18 protein-coding genes and 1 pseudogene are annotated in these 23,656 nt (G+C 44.1%); 11 read left to right on the top strand and 8 right to left on the bottom strand.

The window, feature by feature from the left end; translation table 11 throughout:
• Nucleotides 1-23 precede the first annotated feature (23 nt).
• The gene (locus QUB52_RS02735; protein WP_265235763.1) at nt 24-1,346 is read right to left on the bottom strand and encodes an AAA-like domain-containing protein; all 1,323 of its coding nucleotides are present in this window, start codon (nt 1,344-1,346) and stop codon (nt 24-26) included.
• Nucleotides 1,347-2,273: 927 nt separating this feature from the next.
• On the opposite strand from QUB52_RS02735, the pseudogene QUB52_RS02725 reads away from it, so the two are divergent.
• From QUB52_RS02725 to QUB52_RS02715, 3 genes and pseudogenes are all read left to right on the top strand, one after another.
• Nucleotides 2,274-3,828: pseudogene (locus QUB52_RS02725) on the top strand (sensor histidine kinase).
• Nucleotides 3,829-3,937: 109 nt separating this feature from the next.
• Nucleotides 3,938-7,009 (top strand): response regulator, encoded by a 3,072-nt coding sequence (locus QUB52_RS02720; protein ID WP_265235761.1) that lies wholly within the window; start codon nt 3,938-3,940, stop codon nt 7,007-7,009.
• Between the two features lie 36 nt (nt 7,010-7,045).
• The gene (locus QUB52_RS02715) at nt 7,046-8,191 is read left to right on the top strand and encodes an adenylate/guanylate cyclase domain-containing protein (protein WP_265235760.1); all 1,146 of its coding nucleotides are present in this window, start codon (nt 7,046-7,048) and stop codon (nt 8,189-8,191) included.
• Between the two features lie 85 nt (nt 8,192-8,276).
• Here QUB52_RS02715 and QUB52_RS02710 read toward each other — a convergent pair whose 3' ends face one another.
• Both QUB52_RS02710 and QUB52_RS02705 read right to left on the bottom strand, forming a co-directional pair.
• On the bottom strand, nt 8,277-9,557 hold the full coding sequence (locus QUB52_RS02710) for a recombinase family protein (protein ID WP_265235759.1): 1,281 nt from the start codon (nt 9,555-9,557) through the stop codon (nt 8,277-8,279).
• A 3-nt stretch (nt 9,558-9,560) separates the two neighbouring features.
• Nucleotides 9,561-9,920, bottom strand: a complete 360-nt coding sequence (locus QUB52_RS02705; RefSeq protein WP_265235758.1) for a VOC family protein — start codon at nt 9,918-9,920, stop codon at nt 9,561-9,563.
• 164 nt (nt 9,921-10,084) lie between these two features.
• Here QUB52_RS02705 and QUB52_RS02700 point away from each other — a divergent pair, with 164 nt between their 5' ends.
• The 4 genes from QUB52_RS02700 to QUB52_RS02685 all read left to right on the top strand — a co-directional run bounded on the left by QUB52_RS02700 (nt 10,085) and on the right by QUB52_RS02685 (nt 13,853).
• On the top strand, nt 10,085-12,229 hold the full coding sequence (locus tag QUB52_RS02700; RefSeq protein ID WP_265235757.1) for a SpoIIE family protein phosphatase: 2,145 nt from the start codon (nt 10,085-10,087) through the stop codon (nt 12,227-12,229).
• A gap of 179 nt (nt 12,230-12,408) precedes the next feature.
• Entirely contained in the window at nt 12,409-12,771 is a 363-nt protein-coding gene (locus QUB52_RS02695) for a hypothetical protein (protein WP_265235756.1), read from the top strand.
• 77 nt (nt 12,772-12,848) lie between these two features.
• Nucleotides 12,849-13,436 (top strand): DUF6272 family protein, encoded by a 588-nt coding sequence (locus QUB52_RS02690; RefSeq protein WP_442923158.1) that lies wholly within the window; start codon nt 12,849-12,851, stop codon nt 13,434-13,436.
• A 63-nt stretch (nt 13,437-13,499) separates the two neighbouring features.
• Nucleotides 13,500-13,853, top strand: coding sequence for a slr1659 superfamily regulator (locus tag QUB52_RS02685; protein ID WP_265235754.1), 354 nt, complete (start codon nt 13,500-13,502; stop codon nt 13,851-13,853).
• Nucleotides 13,854-14,035: 182 nt separating this feature from the next.
• Here the strand turns inward: QUB52_RS02685 and QUB52_RS02680 are convergent, their stop codons facing one another.
• On the bottom strand, nt 14,036-15,514 hold the full coding sequence (locus tag QUB52_RS02680; RefSeq protein WP_332972355.1) for an ATP-binding protein: 1,479 nt from the start codon (nt 15,512-15,514) through the stop codon (nt 14,036-14,038).
• A 106-nt stretch (nt 15,515-15,620) separates the two neighbouring features.
• Nucleotides 15,621-16,445, bottom strand: coding sequence for an alpha/beta fold hydrolase (locus QUB52_RS02675; RefSeq protein WP_332968188.1), 825 nt, complete (start codon nt 16,443-16,445; stop codon nt 15,621-15,623).
• Nucleotides 16,446-16,607: 162 nt separating this feature from the next.
• On the opposite strand from QUB52_RS02675, the gene QUB52_RS02670 reads away from it, so the two are divergent.
• A complete protein-coding gene (locus QUB52_RS02670) occupies nt 16,608-16,808 on the top strand; it encodes a hypothetical protein (RefSeq protein WP_265235751.1) in 201 nt (66 codons plus the stop codon).
• A 366-nt stretch (nt 16,809-17,174) separates the two neighbouring features.
• The gene (locus QUB52_RS02665) at nt 17,175-18,863 is read left to right on the top strand and encodes a BamA/TamA family outer membrane protein (RefSeq protein WP_265235750.1); all 1,689 of its coding nucleotides are present in this window, start codon (nt 17,175-17,177) and stop codon (nt 18,861-18,863) included.
• Between the two features lie 279 nt (nt 18,864-19,142).
• Here the strand turns inward: QUB52_RS02665 and QUB52_RS02660 are convergent, their stop codons facing one another.
• The 3 genes from QUB52_RS02660 to QUB52_RS02650 are packed head-to-tail and all read right to left on the bottom strand — an operon-like array spanning nt 19,143 to nt 21,824.
• Nucleotides 19,143-20,519, bottom strand: a complete 1,377-nt coding sequence (locus QUB52_RS02660) for a HEAT repeat domain-containing protein (RefSeq protein ID WP_332976107.1) — start codon at nt 20,517-20,519, stop codon at nt 19,143-19,145.
• A gap of 45 nt (nt 20,520-20,564) precedes the next feature.
• Nucleotides 20,565-21,122, bottom strand: a complete 558-nt coding sequence (locus QUB52_RS02655; RefSeq protein WP_332972353.1) for a CPBP family glutamic-type intramembrane protease — start codon at nt 21,120-21,122, stop codon at nt 20,565-20,567.
• Between the two features lie 60 nt (nt 21,123-21,182).
• The gene (locus QUB52_RS02650; protein ID WP_265235747.1) at nt 21,183-21,824 is read right to left on the bottom strand and encodes a phosphoribosylanthranilate isomerase; all 642 of its coding nucleotides are present in this window, start codon (nt 21,822-21,824) and stop codon (nt 21,183-21,185) included.
• A gap of 135 nt (nt 21,825-21,959) precedes the next feature.
• Here QUB52_RS02650 and psaK point away from each other — a divergent pair, with 135 nt between their 5' ends.
• Nucleotides 21,960-22,244, top strand: a complete 285-nt coding sequence (gene psaK / locus QUB52_RS02645; protein ID WP_265235746.1) for a photosystem I reaction center subunit PsaK — start codon at nt 21,960-21,962, stop codon at nt 22,242-22,244.
• A gap of 81 nt (nt 22,245-22,325) precedes the next feature.
• The gene (locus tag QUB52_RS02640; RefSeq protein ID WP_265235745.1) at nt 22,326-23,522 is read left to right on the top strand and encodes a site-2 protease family protein; all 1,197 of its coding nucleotides are present in this window, start codon (nt 22,326-22,328) and stop codon (nt 23,520-23,522) included.
• Nucleotides 23,523-23,656: the final 134 nt, after the last annotated feature.

The raw sequence follows: 23,656 nt of genomic DNA, 5'->3' as shown, positions 1-23,656 counted from the left end.
CAAATAAACTCTAAAACCTCGATTTAAATAAAATTGTGGGAACCAAAATACAGGCGATACAACTCGCAGCTCAGCATACAGCGGTTGTTATCGATATTAATCAGACCCATACTAACTAATTTAGAAGCTACTATCGGATCTAATTCCACGCCACGCTCAGATTTTACGACTTGTTTAAGTGCAATTGCGAGTTCGGGATCTTCTTGCAATGTCACCCAAAAACTCCGCAAGTAATCTTTATAAATTCCTCCTATTGTGGGAGCTTCTTGTAGAAGCTGATCTAGCGTTATAGCCTTTTGACAGAGGTGGTAAAAAGCGAGCCGTACCAGATAAGGATGTCCCCCCACCATTGCCATCAGTCGCTTGGCATCGGGGCTATCTGTCCAATCCAGTCCGTAACGCTGCGCTAAAGCAAGTATCTGCTCTTCTGTAAAATAGGGCAATTGCAGCGGCAAACCGACATTAAAAGGCGATTCAGTGAGCTTTAAAGGAATATAAATTTCTGTGGAATGAAGGACGATTAACCGCAGTTTTCCCAAAGTTTCAGTCCGCTTTGCTTCTTCATGCCAGCTTCGCAGCAGTGGCAAAAATTCTCTAGCAATTTTGGGATACTCAAAAATTCTATTGACTTCATTTAAAGCTAAAACCAGAGGGCTATTAATTTCAGTTAATATATATTGTTGCAAATAAATGGTACAGCTTACTTTGCTACCCATATCTTCATCCCAATAATCATCTAATAGAGGTGGCAATTCTAGGTGACGGCTGATGTTCGCACAAAACCACCGTAAAAATTTATCTAGGTTGTCTAAAACAGCTTCCTCGGCTTGCTGAAAATCCAAACTTACAGTTCGGCAGCCAAGAGAATTAGCGCGATCTAAAATCCGTAGCAGGAGGGAACTTTTACCCATCTTCCTGGGAGCTTTAATCCGCAGAACACTTCCAGGTTTGGCAATTTCTTGATACGCGAGTTTTTGAATTAGCGGGTGAGGAATATAAAATGGCGAACCGAGGGGTACGGGAGAGCCGGGATATTCTAAAGGTGTTACTAGGCATTGGCTGCGGGTGAATTCTTCAATTAATTTTTGTTCCTTCGCAGTCAAGGAACGCGATTCTAGAGAGGAGCGAAAATTTGATTTACTAATAGGTGTCTGCAAGATTTCAGAGAGAAATTGCCACAAACCGGAGGCGATGTTTCTCAGGTAATGCTCTCCGTAATGAGAGGCAGATGCGATGCTTGTATAAGTCTTTCCTTCCCAAACTTGGCGGAGTATGATTTCTTGTACGGGATGTAAGTCTTTTTGCGATCGGGCACGAGTTAGCTGTATTACCTCATCTATCGTCATAATTTGCAATTATAAGTAAGTATATCGTTGATATTATCACTTATGATTGACTGTAAAGCCGATCGCCTATTGGATTGCGACGCCAGCCTGTACCTACATTTCTCAGGGAATAACAGGTCAAATCCGTTAAATCTCACCGCGGCGCACCAATATCAATAAAGGATTTACTGGTCACTGAGCGCCCAAAGGCGTGTCAACTTAAGTATGAAACCTGAGACATCTCGCTTTTATCCTCTGGCGAGATCTCCCTAAATCCCCCTTAAGAAGGGGGACTTTGATAACTTCCGGTTCCCCCCTTCTTAAGGGGGGCTAGGGGGGATCTAGACTTAAGTTGACACCTATGCTGAGCGCCATAACCCAATTTCAAGAGGCGTTGGCTGAGTTCCCTTTCAGGTAGCAGTGCTCAGTTTTTCAAAGCGAATTCGCCAAAATGTCATGCAGGTGTCACATTTGGTCGTAAAGCAACAATTAAAAATGTGACAGTTGACCTTGCTAAAGCTTAGTGGATTGATGTTAATTTAATTAAAGGTAGTTTCAGATCGCTGTATCTACTCATCACAAGTGTTAAGTTTAAAAGCCTAATTCTTCTTTTTGTGCCAGCAGGTTTGACACTCCTCCTGTAATCCCTATACAAAATATTAGGGTAGTGCCCTAAAGGTAAGGATGGTTGAAATTCCTTGGCAGTCTGGAGTTCATTGATTTACTACCATGTAGAAAGATCCAAGTATCTGCTCAGGACAGGGTTCAAAGTGCTGATTATTTCGTTAATGTCTTGGCTTTGTAGCTGCAAATACATTAAAAAAGCCAGGATACTTCAGGTCTGTAAGGTTGGCTCCAAGCTCTGAAAGCCTTACATACAGGAAAAGAGCTATATCCATCCTTACCTAAATAGGACTACCAATATTAGCAAATAACCGAGTTGATTAGATGCAAATGGTTCATAAAATGTTCCCAAATTATTTTATTCCTCACGGTCATTGCTACTTGTGGAAGCCTGGATTAGTGGGGCTGCACATTTTGTCCGATGCCTTGATTGCCACCGCTTATTTTTTGATACCCATCACGCTGATTTATATTGTCAAGAAGCGGAAAGACGTGCCTTTTGACTGGATTTTCATGTTGTTTGGCTCTTTTATTGTCTGCTGCGGCATTACCCATATTATGGAAATATGGACGCTGTGGCATCCTAATTATTGGTTCTCTGGTTTTTCTTAAAGGGATTACGGCGCTGATTTCGCTATGTACAGCAGCAGTGCTGGTGGAACTAATCCCAAAAATCTTGGCTATCCCCAGTCCCGATCAATTGGCGGCGGCCAATTTGGCTTTACAAAATGAGGTTGGCGATCGCAAACAAGCTCAGGAAGCACTCTCAGAATTAATGCTGGAATTGGAAAAACGGGTTCTGGAGAGGACGCTGGCTTTAGAATCAACCAATGAACTTTTGCTACAAGAAAATCGCGATCGCTCCTTGGCTGAAAATTCATTGCGGCACTCGGAAGCTAAACTGCTCGAACAAACTCAGCAGCTAGAAAAGACTCTGCAACAACTCAAAGGCGCCCAAACTCAACTTGTGCAAACTGAAAAAATGTCCTCTTTGGGACAAATGGTAGCTGGCGTTGCTCACGAAATCAATAACCCTGTTAACTTCATTTATGGCAATCTGATTCCGGCGGAGGAATACATTAAAGATATTTTGGAATTGATTAAGGCTTATCAAGTTTATTACCCCACTCCTGCGCCGGAAATTGCAGACAAAATTCACACTATCGAACTCGATTTTATTTTAAAAGACTTGCAAAAACTTTTTGGTTCAATCAGAATTGGAGCAGAGCGAATTAGGGAAATTGTTAAATCTTTACGAACTTTCTCCCGGTTAGACGAAGCCGACATGAAAAAGGTAAATATTCATGAAGGACTCGATAGCACTTTAATGATTTTGCAGCACCGCTTGAAAGAACAACCAAACCGTCCGCCGATTCAAGTGATTAAAGAGTATGGAGATTTGCCACTATTGGAATGCTACGCTGGGCAGCTTAACCAAGTATTTATGAATATTTGTTCTAATGCTATTGATGCTTTAGAACAGATGGCACAGCAGGGAGATTTGACCAACGGCTATTGGGAAAATAATTTATCTGACAACTTACAAAATGCCCATTGCCCACTGCTAAAAATTCGCATCCGCACGCTTTTAGTTGATGGCAAGTGGGTGCAGATTCACATTGCTGATAATGGCACTGGCATAGATTATGATGCGATCGCTAAAATTTACGATCCATTTTATACAACGAAACCTATCGGTGCTGGTACCGGGCTGGGTTTGGCGATTTCTTATCAGATTATTCAAGCCCATGAAGGTTATTTGCGCTGCACTTCCGAGGTTGGGAGAGGTACTGAGTTTATCATTGAAATTCCTTGGCGATCGCAATTTGGCGAGCGCCACCTAGTGCAGAAGCAAGCTGTTATGAACAAGCTGGGTTGAGGCGTTAATAAATAATGCTGAATCCAGCTACATACAATTTTCGGTTTATTTTATTTTTTGCCTAACTTAGGCATCATCAAATCCATATTATCTGCCAATAACAAGTATTATGTGGGAATTACTCAAAAATATTTTTTCTCCAACTCAGTATATGCCGCACGGTCACTGCTATCTGTGGCAAACGCCTTTGGTGTGGCTGCACGTAACCGGCGACTTTTTAATCGCGCTCGCCTACTATTCAATTCCGGCGATGCTAATTTATTTTATTTTGAAGCGACGCGACGTTCCCTTCTCAGGAATATTTGCTTTATTTAGTACATTTATTGTTCTTTGCGGTACTGGTCACTTGATAGACATTTGGACGCTGTGGCATTCCGCTTATTGGCTGTCGGGGATTGAAAAAGGAATTACTGGCCTCGTTTCCTGCTACACTGCTGGAACGCTGTTCGGGCTAATCCCCCAGTTTTTATCATTAAAAACCCCTCAAGAATTAGAAGTAATTAATATCAAATTACAGCGGGAAATCGCCGTGCGCGAAGAGGCAGAATTAGCTCTGCGCTGCGCCTATGAAGATTTAGAACTTAAAGTGCAAGAGCGTACCGCACAGTTGACAGAAACCAATACTTGCTTAGCAATGGAAGCTCGCGAGCGCCAGCAAGCCGAGTTAAATTTGCGCTCTGTTACCGAACGCTTGCAATATTTATTGGCTACTACTCCAGCAGTTATTTTTAGCTGCAAATTAGGGGAAAATTATGACGTAACATTTGTCAGCGAAAACATTATTTCATTGATTGGCTACGAAGCGCAAGATTTTTTTGAAGGTTCCCTTGATTGGCGCAGCCTCGTTCACCCGGAAGATCGAAAAACTGTAGATACTGCATTCGCTCAGATATTGGAAAAAGAATGGATTTCCTACGAATACCGCGAACGGCACAAAGACGGTAGTTATCGCTGGATTTACGATGAAGTTAAGTTGGTCAAAGATGCTGCTGGCATACCTGTGGAGTGTGTTGGTTATGGAGTAGATATTACTGCTCGCAAACAGGCAGAAGCAGCTTTGCAGCAGCAACTAAAAAGGGAGCGACTGGTGAATTCCATTCAAGAGCGGATTCGCTCTTCTCTTAACCTAGAAGAAGTTATGACAATGGCTGTGGAAGAAGTGCGCCAGTTTTTGTCAACTGATAGGACAGTTATTTACCAATTCAACCCAGATTGGAGCGGATTTATAGCTGTCGAATCGGTAGCAGGGGGTGTGATGCCAATTCACGGAATTGACATTAATGACCCTTGTTTTCGGGAACGTTACGTTTCTGTTTACGAGCAGGGACACATTCGCGCGATCGATAATATTTATACGGCTGGTATTTCAGAGTGCCACATTAATTTACTCAGCCAGTTTGAAATTAAAGCTAACCTCGTGGTTCCCATTTTGCAAGGTGAAAAATTATGGGGGCTACTCATTGCTCATCACTGCCGCAGTCAAAGGCAGTGGCACTCTTCTGAGATAGAATCTCTCAAGCAAATTTCCGTACAGCTAGCGATCGCCATCCAGCAATGCACCCTGTTTGAACAAGCGAAAACTGAAATTACCGAGCGCAAGTTGGCAGAAGTAGCGCTGCAAAAAGCTGTTGTGGTTGCTGATGCTGCTAACCTCGCCAAAAGTGAATTTCTTTCTTCTATGAGCCACGAATTGCGTACTCCCTTGAATGCAATTCTGGGATTTAGTCAGGTGATGGTGCGCGATTCATCTCTCAACAATCAACACCAGCAACACCTAGAAATTATTAATCGCGCTGGGGAACATTTGCTGTCGCTAATTAATGACATTTTGGAAATGTCTAAAATTGAAGCAGGCAGAAGTCAGCTTAATGAAAGCAGTTTCAATTTAATCCGCTTACTAGAAACCTTGGAAGAGATGTTCCGCTTGAAAGCAAAATCTCAAAAATTGCAGCTAATTTTTGAAGTGGCTGATGGCGTACCGCACTTTGTCAATGGAGATGAAGGCAAATTGCGCCAAGTTTTGATTAATTTATTAGGAAATGCGATCAAGTTTACAGAGACGGGTAGCGTTACCTTGCGAGTGAAAATGAAGGTAGAAGAAAGCTTGGCGGTTAAAACCGCAGAGTTTACGGGCACACAAACAAAACCCGCCGACGCGGGTTGCGATCAGTCCCCGCAGGCGGACTTTGATTGTGTAGACGCGAATTCCATTCGCCCGGTATTTTTACGCCTTCAGTTTGAAATTGAAGATACTGGGCTTGGCATTGCCGCAGAAGAAATGGATAAGTTATTTGCACCCTTTGAGCAAACAAAAACAGGTCAGCAATCTCAACAGGGGACTGGGTTAGGCTTACCAATTAGTCGCAAATTTGTAGAAATGATGGGAGGAGATATTACTGTAAACAGTATGATTGGGTTGGGCAGTAAATTTGCCTTTGATATTCAAATCAGCCTAGCCGCTCCTACCGATGTTAAAATGCTAAAACCACATAAAAAAGTAATTGGTTTAGAACCCAATCAACCAGAATATCGCATTTTGGTGGTTGACGATCGCGCCGATAATTGTCTAGTTATAGATAGATTATTGTCACCATTAGGCCTAGTCGTGCGAGAAGCTAGAAATGGTCAAGAGGCTGTTGCTATATGGGAGGATTGGCAGCCACACCTGATTTGGATGGATATGCAAATGCCGGTGATGAATGGCTATGAAGCCACCACACACATTAAATCTCATCCTCTTGGAAAAGAAACGGTGATTGTTGCTCTCACTGCGAGCGCTTTTGAAGAGGATAGAAAAACTATTTTGGCAGCAGGTTGCAATGATTTCATGCGTAAACCTTTTGAGGCAAAAATATTATTTGCAAAAATCGCAGAACTTTTAGGAGTACGCTACATTTACGAGGAACCTGTTGATACAAAACTAGAAAATGAAAGCGAAATTAGCGGAGTTTTTAGCAATCAATCTGTAGAATCACAACTCTGTCAAATGCCTGTTGAGTGGGTGGAGAAGATATATAATGCTGCTTATGAATGTTGCGATGATAAAATTTTTAGCTTGATAGAGGAAATGCCTAGAGAATTTGCTTCTGCCTCACAATATTTAACTAATTTAGCGCATAATTTCCTATTTGACGATATTATAGAGCTAGCTAAATCGGCAGTTACGGCACGTCAGTGTTAATATATTTTGTATTAAAAAAATACCGTGAACGCTCACATGAACAGCAATCAATGTCCTATAATTTCCGCCAACATTCTAATAGTTGATGATAAGCCAGATAACGTGCGGCTTTTATCTACAATTTTGACCACACAAGGGTATCAGGTTCGTAAAGCGCTGAACGGACAAAGGGCGATCGCTACAGTGCAGGAGTTTCCGCCGACTCTAATTCTGCTGGACGTGATGATGCCAGAGATGAATGGATATGAGGTGTGTGCACAGTTGAAAGCTTCACCAAAAACCAGTTCCATTCCAGTGATTTTTTTAAGCGCCTTAGATGACGTTTTAGATAAGGTGAAAGCCTTTGATGTGGGAGCAGTTGACTATATTACTAAACCTTTTCAAGATAAAGAAGTATTGGCACGAGTGGCAAGTCAGTTGACAATTCAAAGTCAGCAAAAGCTACTTCAAGAGCAAACGAAGCAATTAGAAGGACTTGTCGAACGTTTGCAAAACGAAATTAAAGAGCGGCAGGGGGTTGAGCTAGCTTTACGGCTTGCTCAAAAAAAGTCGGATCATTTATTGCTGAATATTTTACCAGCAGCGATTGTTGAAAATTTGAAAAAGGGCGAGGGTTCTCCTGCTGAGAGGTTTGAGTCAGCAACAGTCCTCTTTGCTGATATTGTCGATTTTACGTCTCTTGCTGCGAGAATTTCACCCTTAGAATTAGTGGATTTTCTCAATAAGATTTTTTCCAAGTTTGACCAATTAACTGAAAAACACGGTTTGGAGAAAATTAAAACAATTGGAGATGCTTATATGGTAGCGGGGGGGTTGCCGGTGCCGAGGGCAGATCATGCTGAGGCGATCGCAAATATGGCTTTGGATATGCAGGAGGCGATCGCAGATTTTCAAACCGACACAGGCGAACCACTTCAAATTCGGATTGGGATTCATACAGGCCCAGTAGTTGCTGGCGTAATTGGCACTAAAAAATTTATCTATGACTTGTGGGGGGATACTGTTAATGTTGCTTCTCGGATGGAATGTCAAGGATTGCCGGGGTATATTCAAGTTACTGCGGCTGTTTACGAACAGTTAAAAGATGGATATTTATTTGAGGAACGGGGCGCAATTCTGCTTAAAGGGAAAGGAGATATGATCGCCTATTGGCTCAAGGCTAAAAAAGTTATTTCAAGCTAATTGGTAAGTTAGATCGGAAGGAAGAAGGAAGAAGAAAGAAGGAAGAAGGAAGAAAAAAATGCTATAAAATTAATGGTTTGGGTAATTAAAAAATGAAAATAATTTGCAGTTTTACCTGGGATTTTTCCCGGACTATCTCAATGCGATCGATAAACTCTCGAAAATAGAACCTGCGTTCCGATTCCGACAAGTCCAGCCAAAATTGGGGAAGAGAAACAGTTTGCGCTGTTTCTCGCAAATTCACTGGCGGCAGTTGCGCTAATTTGCTTTGGAGTTCTGCAATTTCTGTGCGGATTTTGTAGGCTCTCAATTCTGCTGTTTCTGTGTCTAAAATGCCGCTTTCAATCATGGCGGGAAGTTGCTCTAAGATTTGTTGTTTCGAGCAGATAGCCCCGGCAATTCCTGCTTTAATTCCCTTCATCTCCGGCATTTGCAAGCCAGCAACAGCATTGGGCAAATCCCGACAAATTCCTGCTATGGTTGATTGCAATACTTCTTCGTAGGAAATGCCGCTGCATTTAGGCTGCTGGAGACAGTTAATCGGTCGCAAATAAAGGTATTCTTTTTCTTTGCGGTAGGCTGTGACTTTGGCAACTGTCATGGGCGATTTGCACTCGGCGCAAATTGCTAATCCTGCGAGGGAACGCGGGGCGCTGGCGCTGCGGGGAGCAAGGCTACGGTTGCGCCGCAGCAATCTGTCTATTTGGGCGGCTTCTTCTCTGGAAATTATCGGGACGTGGGTGTTAGAAATTACTTGGCCGTTTTGATATTCTAAATCGCCTCGGTAGGCGGGATTTGTCAGCCAGCGGCGGCCTGTGCTGACGGAGATTTTTTTGTTGTATTTCTTGGCTAAATGGCGCACGGAACCGCGCAGGGAACCGTAGATGAGGAAGTGTTCAAAAAAGTCTTTGACGGCGGGGGAGGCGGTTTTGTCGATCGCATATTTATCTTTGCCGCGCCGATAACCGTAGGGGGCTTTTCCGGGTGGGGGAAGGGATTTGATGCGGTTGCGGGCGTGTCCTTTGCGAATGCTGCGGCTTTGTTGGCTGCGCTGGACTTCTGCGAGGAGTTTGAGTAAGTTTGCTCTGTTTTCGGTTTGTTTTTCGTCTGTGACAATTAGTTGGATGCCGAGGGTTTCTAGTTGTTCTAGGTGGGTGCACACTTGCTGTACTGTGTCGCCGAGTTCTTCAAGGCGCTGAATTAACAGGTATTTGACTGGTTCTGTTTGGCAGTCTTTGAGGAGTTGCTGGAGTTGCTGGCGCCCTCCTAAGTCTTGATAGGTGCGATCGACCTCTTGGCCCCAAATTTCGGCTGCTGGCGTGGATTCTAGCAGCGGTTCGCTGTATGAATAGGCGATGATTTTCATCTGTTACTCGCTGAGTTCGATGATGTTACCGTCGGGATCTTGGGTAAATAATGCCGATCGACCTGACGCACTCATTTGCACCGGGCAGTTGCTGGCTCTTAATTGTTGTTTTGCCTCCTCTAAGTTTGCCACAGAAAATGCCAGATGTCGGTTGCGTCCCAATTTTTGGGAATCTATGGCATCTGGTATAATTGTTGCTGCTAAAATTAGATGAAGTTGGAAGTCGCCGATTTGATACCAGATTCCAGGAAATTTTAATTCTCGATCGATTTTTTCCAGTCCTAAAACTTTGCTATAAAATTGTTCGGATTTTTCGATATTCGAGATAACTAGGGCGGCGTGGAGGGATTGAGTAATTTTCATGGTTGGCAAACAATTAATTTTTAATTATAACTGTAGAGCGACTCCGCCAAAAGCCCAGAGTTTTTGGTGATTTGATATACTTTCAGCAGATTCAACTATCGTATTTTGTCTTGTGCTGACGATGCTGAAGCAAGGTAAACAACCCGCTAGAAGTGATTTTAACAATGGTTTCTCAAAAACGGGCGATCGCCCCCAGTAGGCGCCAAATCGGTCTCAGTCGTGTCTTGGTGGTGCCGTTTGTGTTGCAAATTGTCGCTGCTGTTGGCTGGGTTGGCTATCTCTCTTACAGAAACGGACAGAAGACAGTCAACGATCTCGCCAGTCAGTTACAGCACTCCATCAGTGCCAGAGTTTACGATCGCGTCCAAAACTACATCGAAACTCCGCCGTTAGTCAATCAACTCAATCATGATGCTGTACCTCTGGGACTGTTGGATTTCGACGATTTGGAGCGATCTAGACCTTATCTCTGGAAGCAACTTTTGCGGTTTAGTGCGATCGGTCACGCGGGAATTGCCAACGAAAAAGGCGAGTACCTGCGAATGGGTTGGGTGAACCGACTGGATGTATCTGAGAAACCTCAGCTTGCTCAGCAACTGACTCCCGGAGGTGGAGACTTAATTTACTACAACCTTGATGCTGATGGAAATCCGACCGAAATTGAAAGGTCTCAGCCCAATTATGACGTTCGCATCCGCCCCTTTTACACCGTTGTTGTCGAAAAAAAACAGGCTGCTTGGAGCGATGTTTACATTAATTTAGCCTACGGTACGCTGCAAATGAATGCCAGTCAACCCTATTATAACCCTGAAGGCAAACTGATTGGCGTGCTGACTTGCAGGATCGGGCTAGATCAAATTCGCGGCTTCCTGCAAACCTTAAGCATTGGTAAATCCGGTCAAATATTTATCATTGAGCCGGACGGCAAATTAATCGCTAGCTCGCTGAAAAATCAGGCTCTGTCCCTCGGCAAAGGCCAAGACCAAAAGCGGATCAAAGCACAGGATGACAGCAACCCGCTGATGAGCAAAAGTGTAGTTTATTTACTCGATCGCTTCAAACGCTTAGACAATATTAAAGAAACTGTTCAACTTAATTTAAACCTCAACGGTCAGCGGCAATTTCTCCAAGTTTCTCCCCTAACTGACAAGTACGGTCTCAACTGGCTAATTGTAGTTGTAGTACCAGAATCCGACTTTATGAGCCAAATTTATGCCAATACTCGCAACACCATCTTGCTTTGTATTGCGGCTCTAATTGCCTCAATAGGACTCGGCTTTCTCAGCGCCAACAAGATTACTCGCCGGATTTTACAAATTGCTAAGGCTTCCGAAAATATCGCAGGTGGCGCTCTAAATCAGAATATTAATCATAGCAAAATTTTTGAATTTGAAACATTAGCTAATTCCTTCAATAGTATGGCACAACAACTAAAAGAATCCTTTGAAACTCTCGAATATAAAGTTACCGAACGCACCTCAGAACTCGCCACAGCTAATCAAGAAATTGCAGAACTCAACAAGCGGCTGAAAGCGGAAAATCGGCGCATGAGTTCCGAACTCGATCTAATCAAACAAATGCAGCAGTTAATTTTGCCCAAACCTGCTGAACTCGCAGCAATTAAAGATTTAGATATTGCCGGATTTATGGAAGCCGCCGATGAAGTTGGTGGCGATTACTACGACGTACTTTTTAATGACGGGGTGGTTACGCTTTGCATTGGCGATGTCACCGGACACGGACTAGAAAGTGGCATTTTGATGGTGATGACTCAATCGGTTGTCCGCACTCTTCACGAAATCCGAGAATCAGATCCGGTACGCTTTTTAGATACTCTCAACCGCACTATTTATCAAAATATTCAGCGCATGAACTCAGATAAGAATCTGACACTGGCTATCCTCAATTATGCCGATGGGAAAATCAGCATCAGCGGTCAGCATGAGGAAACTATTGTCGTCAGAAAAAGCGGTAAAATCGAGCGGATCGATACAATGGATTTAGGATTTCCCATCGGCTTAGATGAGGATATTTCAGCTTTGATTGGCCATATTTTAGTAGAGTTAGAGCCAGGGGACGGCGTGGTGCTTTACACTGACGGCATTCCCGAAGCCAGAAATATCCACAAAAAATTCTACGGTATCGAAAGACTCTGTGAAGTGGTTTCTCAAAACTGGCATTTGAGCGCCGAAGAAATTAAACAAGCTGCGATCGATGATTTGCGAGAATTTATTGGAGAACAAAAGGTATTTGATGACATTACTTTGCTAGTATTGAAGCAACAGGGAAATATTGTGCATAATTTATGATTGACAGTCATCAACCCGGTTTCTAACATCGCTGTTGAATTTAGTGGCGAAGCATCGAAGCAGAAGCCGGATTTTCAGATCCGCCCGTATAAATTATAGTAATGTACGAGCGAGTCAACCACCCACCACTAATCGGAGTACCGATATAGTGGGGGCTTGAAAGAGTTCGTCTGGAAAGTTTGACTAAGTATTATGGCGTATCTTTATTAATTTCAGGAAATGTGGTAAAACGTTTGAGTCAACCTGAAAAGTATCATATTCGTTTTTTGGATCGGGCAATTGTCAAAGGTAGACAAGAAGCCATTACTGTTTGTGAGGTGTTAGATGTTGAAGTAGAACCAGTGCGATCGCTCAAAATTCAAACTTTGCCTATTTTTGAGGAAGGACTCGAACAATATTGTCAGGAAAATTTTGCTAATGCCCAAGTTTGTTTTGAACAGATAGTGGCGCTAAATCCCGCTGATGAACCCGGCAAAATTTACCTAAAACGCATTCAATCACTGTTAGAAAATAGTATTCCTGCTAACTGGAATGGCGTGTGAAAATTTACCCATAAATGATATTAATACATTAATTTAAAAGAGGTAGAAAAATAATGACATCTGGAAGTTTACAAACTATGACAGAAATTTTTGGAGAATTCATCGAACAATTTCCACCGGATCACGACTCCCTGGAACTTACATTTACGCCCAGTTCTCGCCCCATCAAGCAGCGCTGGCGCAACAATAGGGTATCTGCTCATTTTGTAGCAGATTATTTGTCTAGCTTTCTACCAGTGGATGAGCAGGATGCTAGCAGCGAGAAACGGATTAAACAAAGTAAGGGAGCCGTGAGTTACATTGCCAATGAACTATTAGAAAATGCGATCAAGTTTACTGATGATAGTTGCAATTATAAGGTAAAATTTGGGATACATTTTATAGGAGAAGCTGATGTTATTGCAGTAATTTTTGCAACTAACTATGTGCAGCAACCTGCGGCAAAAAAAATGCAGGAATTTATTGTAGAATTGCTTAATTCTGATTCTGATGAATTATATTTACAGCAGCTTGAAAAGAATGCTGAATCTGAAAGTGAAACATCGGGACTGGGATTGCTGACGATGATTAATGACTATTCAGCTAAGATCGGTTGGAAATTTGAGAGGATGTCTGATAGTTCCAATATGATCGCTATTACGACGATCGTTCAAATTAGTGTTTAGTTTTAACTTTTTCAATATTGACTTTGTTGTGCCACAATAATTCACTCAGGAAACTACAAGACAATGGACATTCAGGAAATCAAAGGTCAAGACTACAGTATTCAATACGATCCAATATCGGTGACAGTCTGTTTCCAAGGCGAACTCAGCTTAGATGGAGCGCCAGATTATAAGCCAATAGTTGATTTATTAGAGGAGGTCGCTAATCCCGAACCGCCTACTATTACTTTGAACTTAAAAAAATTGGATTTTGTTAACAGTTCTGGTATTAATATGCTGTCTAAGTTTGTGATTAGTGTGCGGAAAAAGAAAACGATTCAACTTTTGGTACTGGGTTCAAATGATGTTCCTTGGCAACAGAAATCTCTCAAAAATTTAGAAAAGTTGTTGCCAACTTTGAAGTTAGAATTGGAGTAGGTGATGTTTCATTCAGTTGACAGTTGACAATTGACAGTTGACAGTTGACAGTTGACAGTTGACAGTTGACAGCACTTGACAAAAGAAGGAAGAGGATTGGAGTAATGAATCGTGCCACAATTATTTGCACAGGCGGGACGTGCCACAATTTATGCAGATAAATTGGGATGTTTATCAACTGTTTAAGTTTGTTGTATTGGCAGTTCAATGATAAACTCGGTTCCCTTCCCCGGTTCGGACTCGCACCTGAGTGTTCCTCGGTGATTTTCTACTAAGATTTTGTAGACAATAGATAATCCTAAACCTGTACCTCTACCGATCGCCTTTGTGGTAAAAAACTGCTCGAACATCCGTTTTTTTACCTCTGCTGTCATTCCCGATCCCGTGTCAGCAATCCGCACTCTGACGCGATCGCAACCAACGACTTCTGTGCGGATAGAAATTTTTAGCTGAGCATTGGGCTGATTTTCTGCTACCTCTTCCAAAGCATCGATCGCATTGCTAATTAGATTCATAAATACTTGATTAATCTGTCCAGCATAACACTCTACACCAGGCAATTTTTCATAATTTTTAACTATTTGAATTTCGCAACGGTCTTTTTTAGCATTAAGACGGTTTCTCAAAATTAAGATGGTGCTGTCAATACTGTCATGCAAATCGCACGGCGTCATGTTACTGTTGTCTGTTCGCGAAAAGCTGCCCATAGATTTGACAATTTCGCGAATGCGAACTGAACCCATTTGCATAGAAGACATAACTTTAGGCAAGTCTTCAACTAGAAATTCCAGATCCATCTCTTTGATTTGATCCTGAATTTCGGCACAGGGATTCGGATAGTATTCTCGATAGAGACGCAGCAGGTAGAGTAAATCTTGAGTATAAATTTCGGCATGGCTCAAGTTGCCGTAAATAAAACTAACTGGGTTATTAATTTCGTGGACGATACTAGCCATTAGGGCTCCCAGGGAAGACATTTTTTCGCTATGGAGAAGTTGAGCTTGAGTTTGTTTCAGTTCCCGAAGTGCGCTATCGATCTGGGCTGCTTGAGCTTCGGCTTTCGAGGTAGCTGCACAACTTTCTTGATAGAGTTCAACCTGTTTGAGGTCGATTTCAAATTGTTCGATTTCGCTTTCTTGCTGGTATTGACTCACGACGGCATCGAAAGCTGCTGGCAATTCGCCACCGGCAGCTTCGATAATGTACTGTAGATGAGGATTTTCTAGGTTGAGTTCGGTGTCGGGAACTTGCACTAATGCTTTTATGCGATCGATATATTTGCGGACTTGCTTGTCTAGATATAGCGGCGCCTCAAAATACATCGCCTTGACGGTGGGTGAAGGGGAACTCAATAAGTTGCTGCTGTCAGTATTAATTAAGTCGTGGTGAGATTTTTCCATAAGTTCGATCGCCTCTAACAAATTCCCGCGCAGTTTTGCTCTTTCTGCGGTATTCTCAGAGCAAACTAACCTCATGCAAAAAAATGCCGATCGCTGGGAAAGCATTCGCTGGCGGCCGCTGATGTTAATTACCGCAGCACTAACTTTTCTGGCTGTCGTAATTTCTTCCAGATTAAAGTAGTTGCTCAGTGCCGCCATTCGTAATACTCCAGAATCAACTAAATGTTTGTAGCTTGTGCTGACACAATATTTTATTGCCATAAAAACTTTTTTGTACAAGTACAGTCAGCAATATATTCCGTATCGATCGCATCTGTGGTATAATCAGGCACTATTGTTTCAAGTTTGTGGTCGATCGCACTTTTTCTTAATGATCCAAAAATTTAGCAATCAACTCCGCGATGATTTGAGATTGAGTTTGTGGCAACCCGTGAGTAGCATTGGGAATAATTGCTAACTCAGCCCTTGGTATCTCGTTAGCGTAGGTTTCGCAGTGCCATAGAGGAATGGTTTCGTCGCTAGCTGCTGCGATAACTAAGGCAGGAATTTGCAATTTATGAATTTCTTTTTCTACGGTATCAACGGCGTCTTCCGGCCGCATCCGGCTCATTAAAAATGACCTTGCTACGGGTTGAGACATTAACTCTCTGCGCCACCCGGCAATTTGCTGCAATTTTTCACTTTTCCCCACTAAACTAGCAAAAGGTTTGGCTAACTGTAAGGCCCAATCAACCGCTGGGGTTTCCCACAGCAGCGGCCGCAAAGCATCGTATTGACCGCAAAAACTGTCGTCCCGAATTCCCGCAGGTGCTGCTAACACTAAACTGCTGACAGAATTGGGATATTTTAGGGCGTATGCAGAGGCTACCCAACCGCCAAAAGAATGTCCGATGATGCCGCAGGGTTCGATGTTTAGTTGTTCTACAACTTGCCGCACAAAGGCAACTTCTACGGCTACGTCGTACTGGATTTTGGGTTTGCTAGATTCTCCAAAACCTAACATATCTAAACTGATGCACCGAAATTGAGATTGCAATAATTCAATTAAGGGTAGCCAGCAGGTTTTTTCTCCGAAAAAACCGTGCAACAGCAATAAGGGTGGGCCACTGCCGATGTCGAGGTAGGCGGCTGTTTGGCTGCTGCTATTGACAAATGTGGTTACTGTGTTATGTGTTACTGCTATTGACTGCACGGGCGATCGACTCCTGAGGCTTCAGAAAGATTATATGTAAATAATTGTAACAAAACAGCAGTCCAAAGGTTAAACTTCATTACGGAGTACACAATTAGAAGTAGAGCGTGATAGTCTCTATTATTATTTGAAATAACTGCAAACTCAAAGCAGGAGAACACTTTGAACTCTACTTTAAAACGGTACCCGGCTTGCTCCCTGCGCGAAGATGTCAGTGAGTACGTAGCAGACCTACAGCTTCACATGACTTTACAAGCTCGCAACTTGCTCCCTAACATTACCACTGCTAAGGACAGTCGCGAACAACTGTTGCAGCAGACTCAGGCTAATTTTGAGAAGCGTGTTTCTCGACAAGCTATTTAAACAAATTTTCGGTTTCCCAATTGTACGATCGCCCGCGATGGACTTTTCCCCACATTTCAGGGCATCGCAGAAACCCGGTATCTTCAAAAATACCGGGTTTCTTTTTGGGCGGTTGAGACGGCGGTTGAGACGGCGGTTGAGATGGCGGTTGAGATGGCGGTTGAGACGGTAGTTGAGACGGTAGTTGAGACGGCGGTTGAGATGGCGGTTGAGATGGCGGTTGAGATGGCGGTTGAGATGGCGTCTACACAGACAAAACCCGCGGAGGCGGGTTGAAGAATAGAGCGATATTAAATCCAGGTTTGGGATTAGGCATCATGACCAATTTTGGTTAATATGCGTTGAGTATGCTTTAGTTTTATGTTTATGCGAATTCCAATTATTGCATTTTTGACTTTGGCGGCGGTGGCTGGTGGTGAATTGGGGGCGCGGGCGATCGATCCGACAGTCGCACCGCGTGAGGTGGAGTTGAGAGAAGGAACCGCAGAGATTGACAGGCGAGACGCCTATCCCACAAGGGCACAGAGGGAGGAGGATGAGGTGAGTCCAATTGTGCGGGATTTGCCGGCATCTGATGAGATCGCGGTTGCTGGAGAAGTTCGATCGCCCTCAGTCAAGTTCAGCAACCATAAAGATTTTACCTCTCTGTTACCAACTGCGGGGACGATCGCCACCAAACCCGAAACCGAACCAGTAAACAGCAACGCGCAACAACTAGGCGGTACTCGACAAATCAGTCAAGCGGGCAATGCTGAGGGCGTTTACGTGGCTGAGGTGAAAATTCGCTTTGTCAATTCCAAAGGCGAAGCAGTTGATAAAAAAGGCAATCCGATTCAGGGCAGAATTTCGGAAGATTTTATTCGGGGTGAGCTCAAACTTAAGGCGGGGGATAATTACAGCCCGGAAGTTGTACGACTAGACTTGCAGCAGTTGCAGCAGTTGGGATTGTTTGACAAGGTGACGGTTTCTACTGAAGAAGTTGGGACGGATGTTAATGTAATTTACAACGTTCAAGAGCGATCGGCTCGATCGTTTGGCGTGAGTGCTAGCATTAGCGATGATGTTGGTGTTGCTGTTCCTCTTTCCTATGTCGATCGCACTTTCGGCACAAACCCGCAGCGGTTGGCGGTGGAAATTCAGCCCAGCCTCCGAGGTATCGAGTACGATGTCCAGTTTGTCAGCCCTTACGTTGCCGCCGATGACCGTTTGGGATACAGTGTGAGAGCTTTTGGCGATCGCAAAATCTCCGAAATTTTCAACAAGGATATCGATTTGCAGAATGGCGATCGAGTTCGGGAAATTCGGATCGGGGGAAATCTCGCAGTTACGCGACCTTTGGGCGATTGGCGGGGAACTTTAGGATTAAATTATACAAATATCAGCACGCGCGATCGCGATTTAAATATTGCCCGCCGCGACGAACTGGGCAATCCTCTCACATTCAGCGGTTCGGGCGTTGATGAGTTATACACTGTTTCTTTTGGCGCGGTTCGCGATCGGCGAAACAATCCCTTCAACCCCACCAGCGGCTCGATTCTCAGCCTCAGCACCGAGCAATCGATACCTCTGGGGGGAGGTAACATTGTGAGCAACCGCCTGTTGGCAAATTATATACAATATGTACCAGTAACTTTACTGGGTATCAGCGAGTCCGAGGCCTTGCCAGAAATGCTGGCTTTTAACTTGCAAGGGGGGACGGTAATCGGGGATTTGCCGCCCACGGAAGCGTTTCGACTCGGCGGCCGCAATTCTGTGCGGGGTTACGATGGCGGGGATATTGGTAGCGGGCGGAGTTATTTCTTGGCTTCAGGTGAGTATCGGTTTCCGGTGGGCAGGGATGTCGGCGGCGTGATATTTGCTGATTTTGCGTCGGATTTGGGGACTGGTGACAGCGTGTTGGGAAAACCCGCTTCGGTGAGGGATAAACCGGGGACTGGGGCTGGTGTTGGTTTGGGTGTCAGAGTGCGATCGTCCTTGGGATTAATTCGCTTAGATTTGGGTGTTAGCGATGGCGGCGACATCAAATTTGTCCTCGGTACAAAGCAGCGATTTTAAATAGTTGATAGTTGGCAGTTGGCAGTTGATAGTTGGCAGTTGGCAGTTGGCAGTTGGCAGTTGGCAGTTGATAGTTGATAGAAGAGGGAAGAGGGAAGAGGGAAGAGGCAAAAAATTAATCAATAAATCTTCTTCCTTGTTCCATCTTAGACAAGATGGCATTCGTTGCCAGACTATCTAGAAATTATCTGCGTTAATTTGCGTTGCATCACCTGGACAAGCACAGAAAATTTAGGGACACAACACAATTTTGTGTCCCTACGGTGTTGCAGTAACTGCTTAAGGCTTGGGTTTTTTCACATCAACAATTTTCGGTTTCACCGCCGGAGTGCGCGGATAAAACTTAAACTTATTGAGCGCAGCACTTGCCGATTTTGCCACACCGCTATCTGTATCTCGCAAAGCTCTTTGCAAGAGCGGAATCACTTTTTCAGACTTAATCATTGCTAGTGCTTCCACAGCAGCTTGCCGCACCTCCGGGTGAAAATCTTGAGCTAATTTCCCCAAGGTTTCTATTGCTCGCTGACCGTCGGCTCTCAAAGCATTAGCAGCACCCATATTACCTAAAGCAGACGCTGCAAACTTGCGGGTTTCTGTGTCCTGACTTTGAACGCATCCCATCAACTGCGCCACCGATGAGTAGTTTGGTGTTTGTATGGGAGATTCAAGCGTTTGTCCGATTTCTGGTTGTTCTAAATCAATTGATTCTGATACCGATGAGTAGTTTGGTGTTTGTATGGGAGATTCAAGCGTTTGTCCGATTTCTGGTTGTTCTAAATCAATTGATTCTGGTTCGGAAAATGCTGTGTAATTTAACTCTTGTTCAACTTCTGTTTGATTTAACTCACTTGACTGTTCTTCCCAAACTTCTTGTTGTGGTAAATCCGATCCAAATTCTGTTTGATTTAACTGACTGAACTGCTGTTCGGGGACTTCTTGTTGTACATTACTCTGGTACTGCTCTTGCAATGACTTGATAGTAGCTTGCATCTGAGCTTCGTGAGCTTGAAACTGAGCGTAAGCAGCTTGCAACTGACTATCATATTGCTGTTGCAAAGCCTCCCTAGTTAATTGCATCTCAACTTCGCTGTTCCCAGATGGCGAAGCAGTTTGTCTCAATTGAATTTCGTGTTGTTTTTGCAGGTTTTGCAAATGTTCGTCCATTTGAGCTTGATAACTGTGATGCAATTCATCAGAAACTGTGAGTAAATGATGTTCGTGTTCTGCTTGCAAAGATTGCAGATTTTCTTGCAGCCTAGCATTGTGAGCAGCCTCTAATTCCTGGCTGACTTGTCGGATCTGCTGCTCGTGAGCGCCTGCAACTTGTTGGAGCCGATCGCGTTCTACTAGAACTTGTTGGAGCCGATTTTCATATTGATCCGCAACTTGTTTGAGCTGATTTTCGTATTGGGTAGTAACTTGTCTGAGTAAATTTTCGTGTTCAACAGTAGCTTTTCTCAACCGATCTTCTCCTTCTCCGTGCTGAGATTCGGTAGTTGGTTGCATTCGAGATATCTGAGCTAGTTCTATATCCTGAGCTATTCTGCGAGTTTGCAGCAAGTGTTCTTGCTTTTGCTTGTGCAACCGCTTTTCCACTAACCAGTAAGCAACTGCTATCCCTGCCAAAAAACCTACGATCGCTCCTATGATACCCACGATGGAGTTCCTCCTGACAATATAGTGATGCTGGACTGTGTACATTTAACCATAAAGCCTCCTGTAACCGCCCAATAGCAGCAGCCAAGCTGTGACTGCGAGCCAGTGAACCGCCACCGCAGGCCAGATAGAACCGATGAGCAGGTATGCGATGGAGCACGCTACCCCTAAAACAGCCGCCAGTAGCAAAAACACGGGATTCATAAAGGTCGATCGACCGATCGGATAAAAAGTCAGCGCGTTCAGCGGGTGGTAAACTACAAACAGCACCAAACTCAAGCATCCCCAAAACCACAGCATTAAGCCAGAAGCATTCTCAGACGGGTGCGGCAGTATTAACACCCGGAACAATAATTCCTCGGTGATACCGGGACTCAACAAACAGCCCACGAGTGCTCCAGCAATTATACGCCGAGAAGTTTGCACGTCTACTTTCAGAAATCCCGACCAAAAACCGATGGGAAGGGCGATCGCACTGTAAACTAGGGCGAGCATAGCTGTAACCAGTAAATCGGTGAAATCGGGAATAGTTGAAAAAGCGTGGGTGAGGCGGCGTGGGAGTAACTCCCAGGGAAGAAGCAAGAAGCAAGAGAGAAAAGGCATTTTTTTATCGGGTTCTCGCGCAATACGCACCCTACATATTTTTTATACGTTCAGGACTGTTTATTTGAAAGCTTTTAATTTATCGAACAACTGAGCAACTTTGGTCAAATCTTTATCTCCCGGCGCTATTTCTACGCCACTAGAAAGGTCAACACCGCTGAATTTATTGCCTCTGGTGCGATCGATTGCATTTAAAATATTATCCGCTGTTAAACCGCCCGCCAGCAGCCAAGGACAAGGCGGTTTAAACTCTGCTAACATCATCCAATCTATAGTTTTGCCAGTACCGCCGAGTTGATCTCGATGGTAAGCATCCAACAGTAAAGTATCGACACAAAGGGCGTAAATTGCAGCCGTGGCTAAAGTTTCAGCAGTCTTAACTCTCAAAGCTTTGATAATTTCAATTCCCGGCAAAAACTCGCGCAGTCGATCGCAATATTCCGCTGTTTCATCTCCGTGCAACTGCACCCCGCTTAAATTTGACTCTGCCGTTACTTGACAGATATTTTCTATTGTGCTATTAGCAAACACGCCAATGCGATCGACATTTTCGGGCAACTGCTCAACAATCAAGCGAATTGTTTGAGGGCTGACATAGCGCGGGGAAGCCGACACGCAGATAAACCCCAAAGCTTGGGCTCCCAAAGCTGCGATCGCAATTCCCTGGTCTAATTTGGTAATTCCACAAATTTTAACCCGCACTCCGGCTCCTCCGTTCCTTTCTTTGTATCAAAATATCAAGGAATTGTTAACTATTAAAACAAATCTTAGTTTAATGCAAAACGCTTTTTATAATTCTGGAACTCAATATATTTCTGAAATCAGGAGCATAAGAACATGATTAACTCATCTTTGCTGTTAGCCGTACCATCTGCAACTGCCTTAACGGTGGAGTGGACACCAATGGTAGGACTGACAATGATTATATGCAATTTGCTGGCGATCGCGATCGGCTACTACGGCATAAACAAGCAAAACCGAGGCAAGGGCCCAGCCTTACCCGTTGCAGTCCCAGGAATGTTCAAAGGCTTCGGCATCCCAGAATTGCTAGCCACAACCAGCTTGGGCCACTTGATCGGGGCTGGAGTAATCTTGGGCTTGGGTAACGCCGGAGTGCTTTAAAAATCACGGGAAGGGGAAGGCAAGAGGTATAAAAAGATATAATAGAAACTCTTTCTTCCTCTCATGCGGCAGGAAAATTTCATGCAGACAGGTTGGCGAATCGGCTCATTATTTGGCATTCCGCTACTCATAGATTATTCGTGGTTTATAATTTTAGCCCTCGCAACCCGCGAATACGCCAGCAGTTACCGCTTGTGGGGGCCTGCGCTCTCCTGGAGTGCCGGGTTGGCAATAGCTTTGCTGCTGTTTGCTTCCGTGCTCTTGCACGAACTCGGACACAGCTTGGCGGCGATGTCCCAAGGCATTAAAGTTAATTCTATTACTCTATTCTTATTTGGCGGAGTAGCTTCGATCGACTCGGAATCAAAAACTCCCGGTCAAGCTTTTCAAGTAGCTATTGCGGGCCCTCTCGTCAGCTTCGCGCTGTTTTTAATCCTCGGTTTGGGTTCTCAAGTTTTCCCCCCGACAAGTTTGCTATCAATTATCACAGAAAAGGTAGCAGTAATCAATCTTGTTTTGGGATTATTTAACTTAATTCCCGGTCTGCCTTTGGACGGAGGACAAGTTTTAAAAGCAGCAATTTGGAAAATCACCGGCTCTCGATTTGCCGGCGTTCGCTGGGCGGCAAAAACAGGACAAGTTTTGGGTTGGCTGGCCGTTGCTTTCGGTGTCAGTTTATGTGTGTTAGCGCGCCAGTACGGCGGTTTGTGGATTGCGCTGATCGGCTGGTTTGCGATTCGGAATGCTAGTAGCTACAGCCGCTTTACTTCGTTGCAAGAAGCGCTGATCAAAACTAAGGCCGCCGATGCAATGAGCCGCGAGTTTCGAGTTGTCGATGCAAATTTGACTTTGCGAGAATTTGCCGATCGCTATTTATTAGAAGTCAATCCGTTTCCATTTTACATCGCTGCGACCAACGGGCGGGATTTGGGCTTAGTGTCGATCGACGATATCCGCTGCACAGAGCGCAGTCAGTGGGAAATTCAGACATTGCACAACATTTTGAAGCCCCTGGAAAAAACCCCCACAGTCTCAGAAAAAGCATCCATCGCAGACGTGATTAACAGCATGGAAGCCCGCCAACTCCCGCGAATCATTGTCCTCTCGCCCATTGGTTCAGTCGTAGGGACGATCGATCGGGGCGACGTGGTGAAAGTTTTGGCAAAATACCTCAAACCCCAGATTTCCGAAGCCGACATCAAGCGCAGCAAAGCAGAGAACAGTTATCCCCAAGGATTGCAGCTAAGTGCGATCGCTAAAACCGTACAAGAAAATTAATTAAAAATTTGGCATGAATCATCGAGATTAGTCACAACTTCAGGTGTAAATAGGTGTGCAGAAATAAACTAAACGTTAAACCTAAAAATCTAATTTCCTTGCTGTCAGGAAATTATGACCGATGGAATTTCTCC

The sequence above is a fragment of the Microcoleus sp. A6-C6 genome (assembly GCF_036705955.1).
Lineage (GTDB): Bacteria > Cyanobacteriota > Cyanobacteriia > Cyanobacteriales > Microcoleaceae > Microcoleus.
This window is presented reverse-complemented; position numbering and strand designations above follow the sequence as displayed.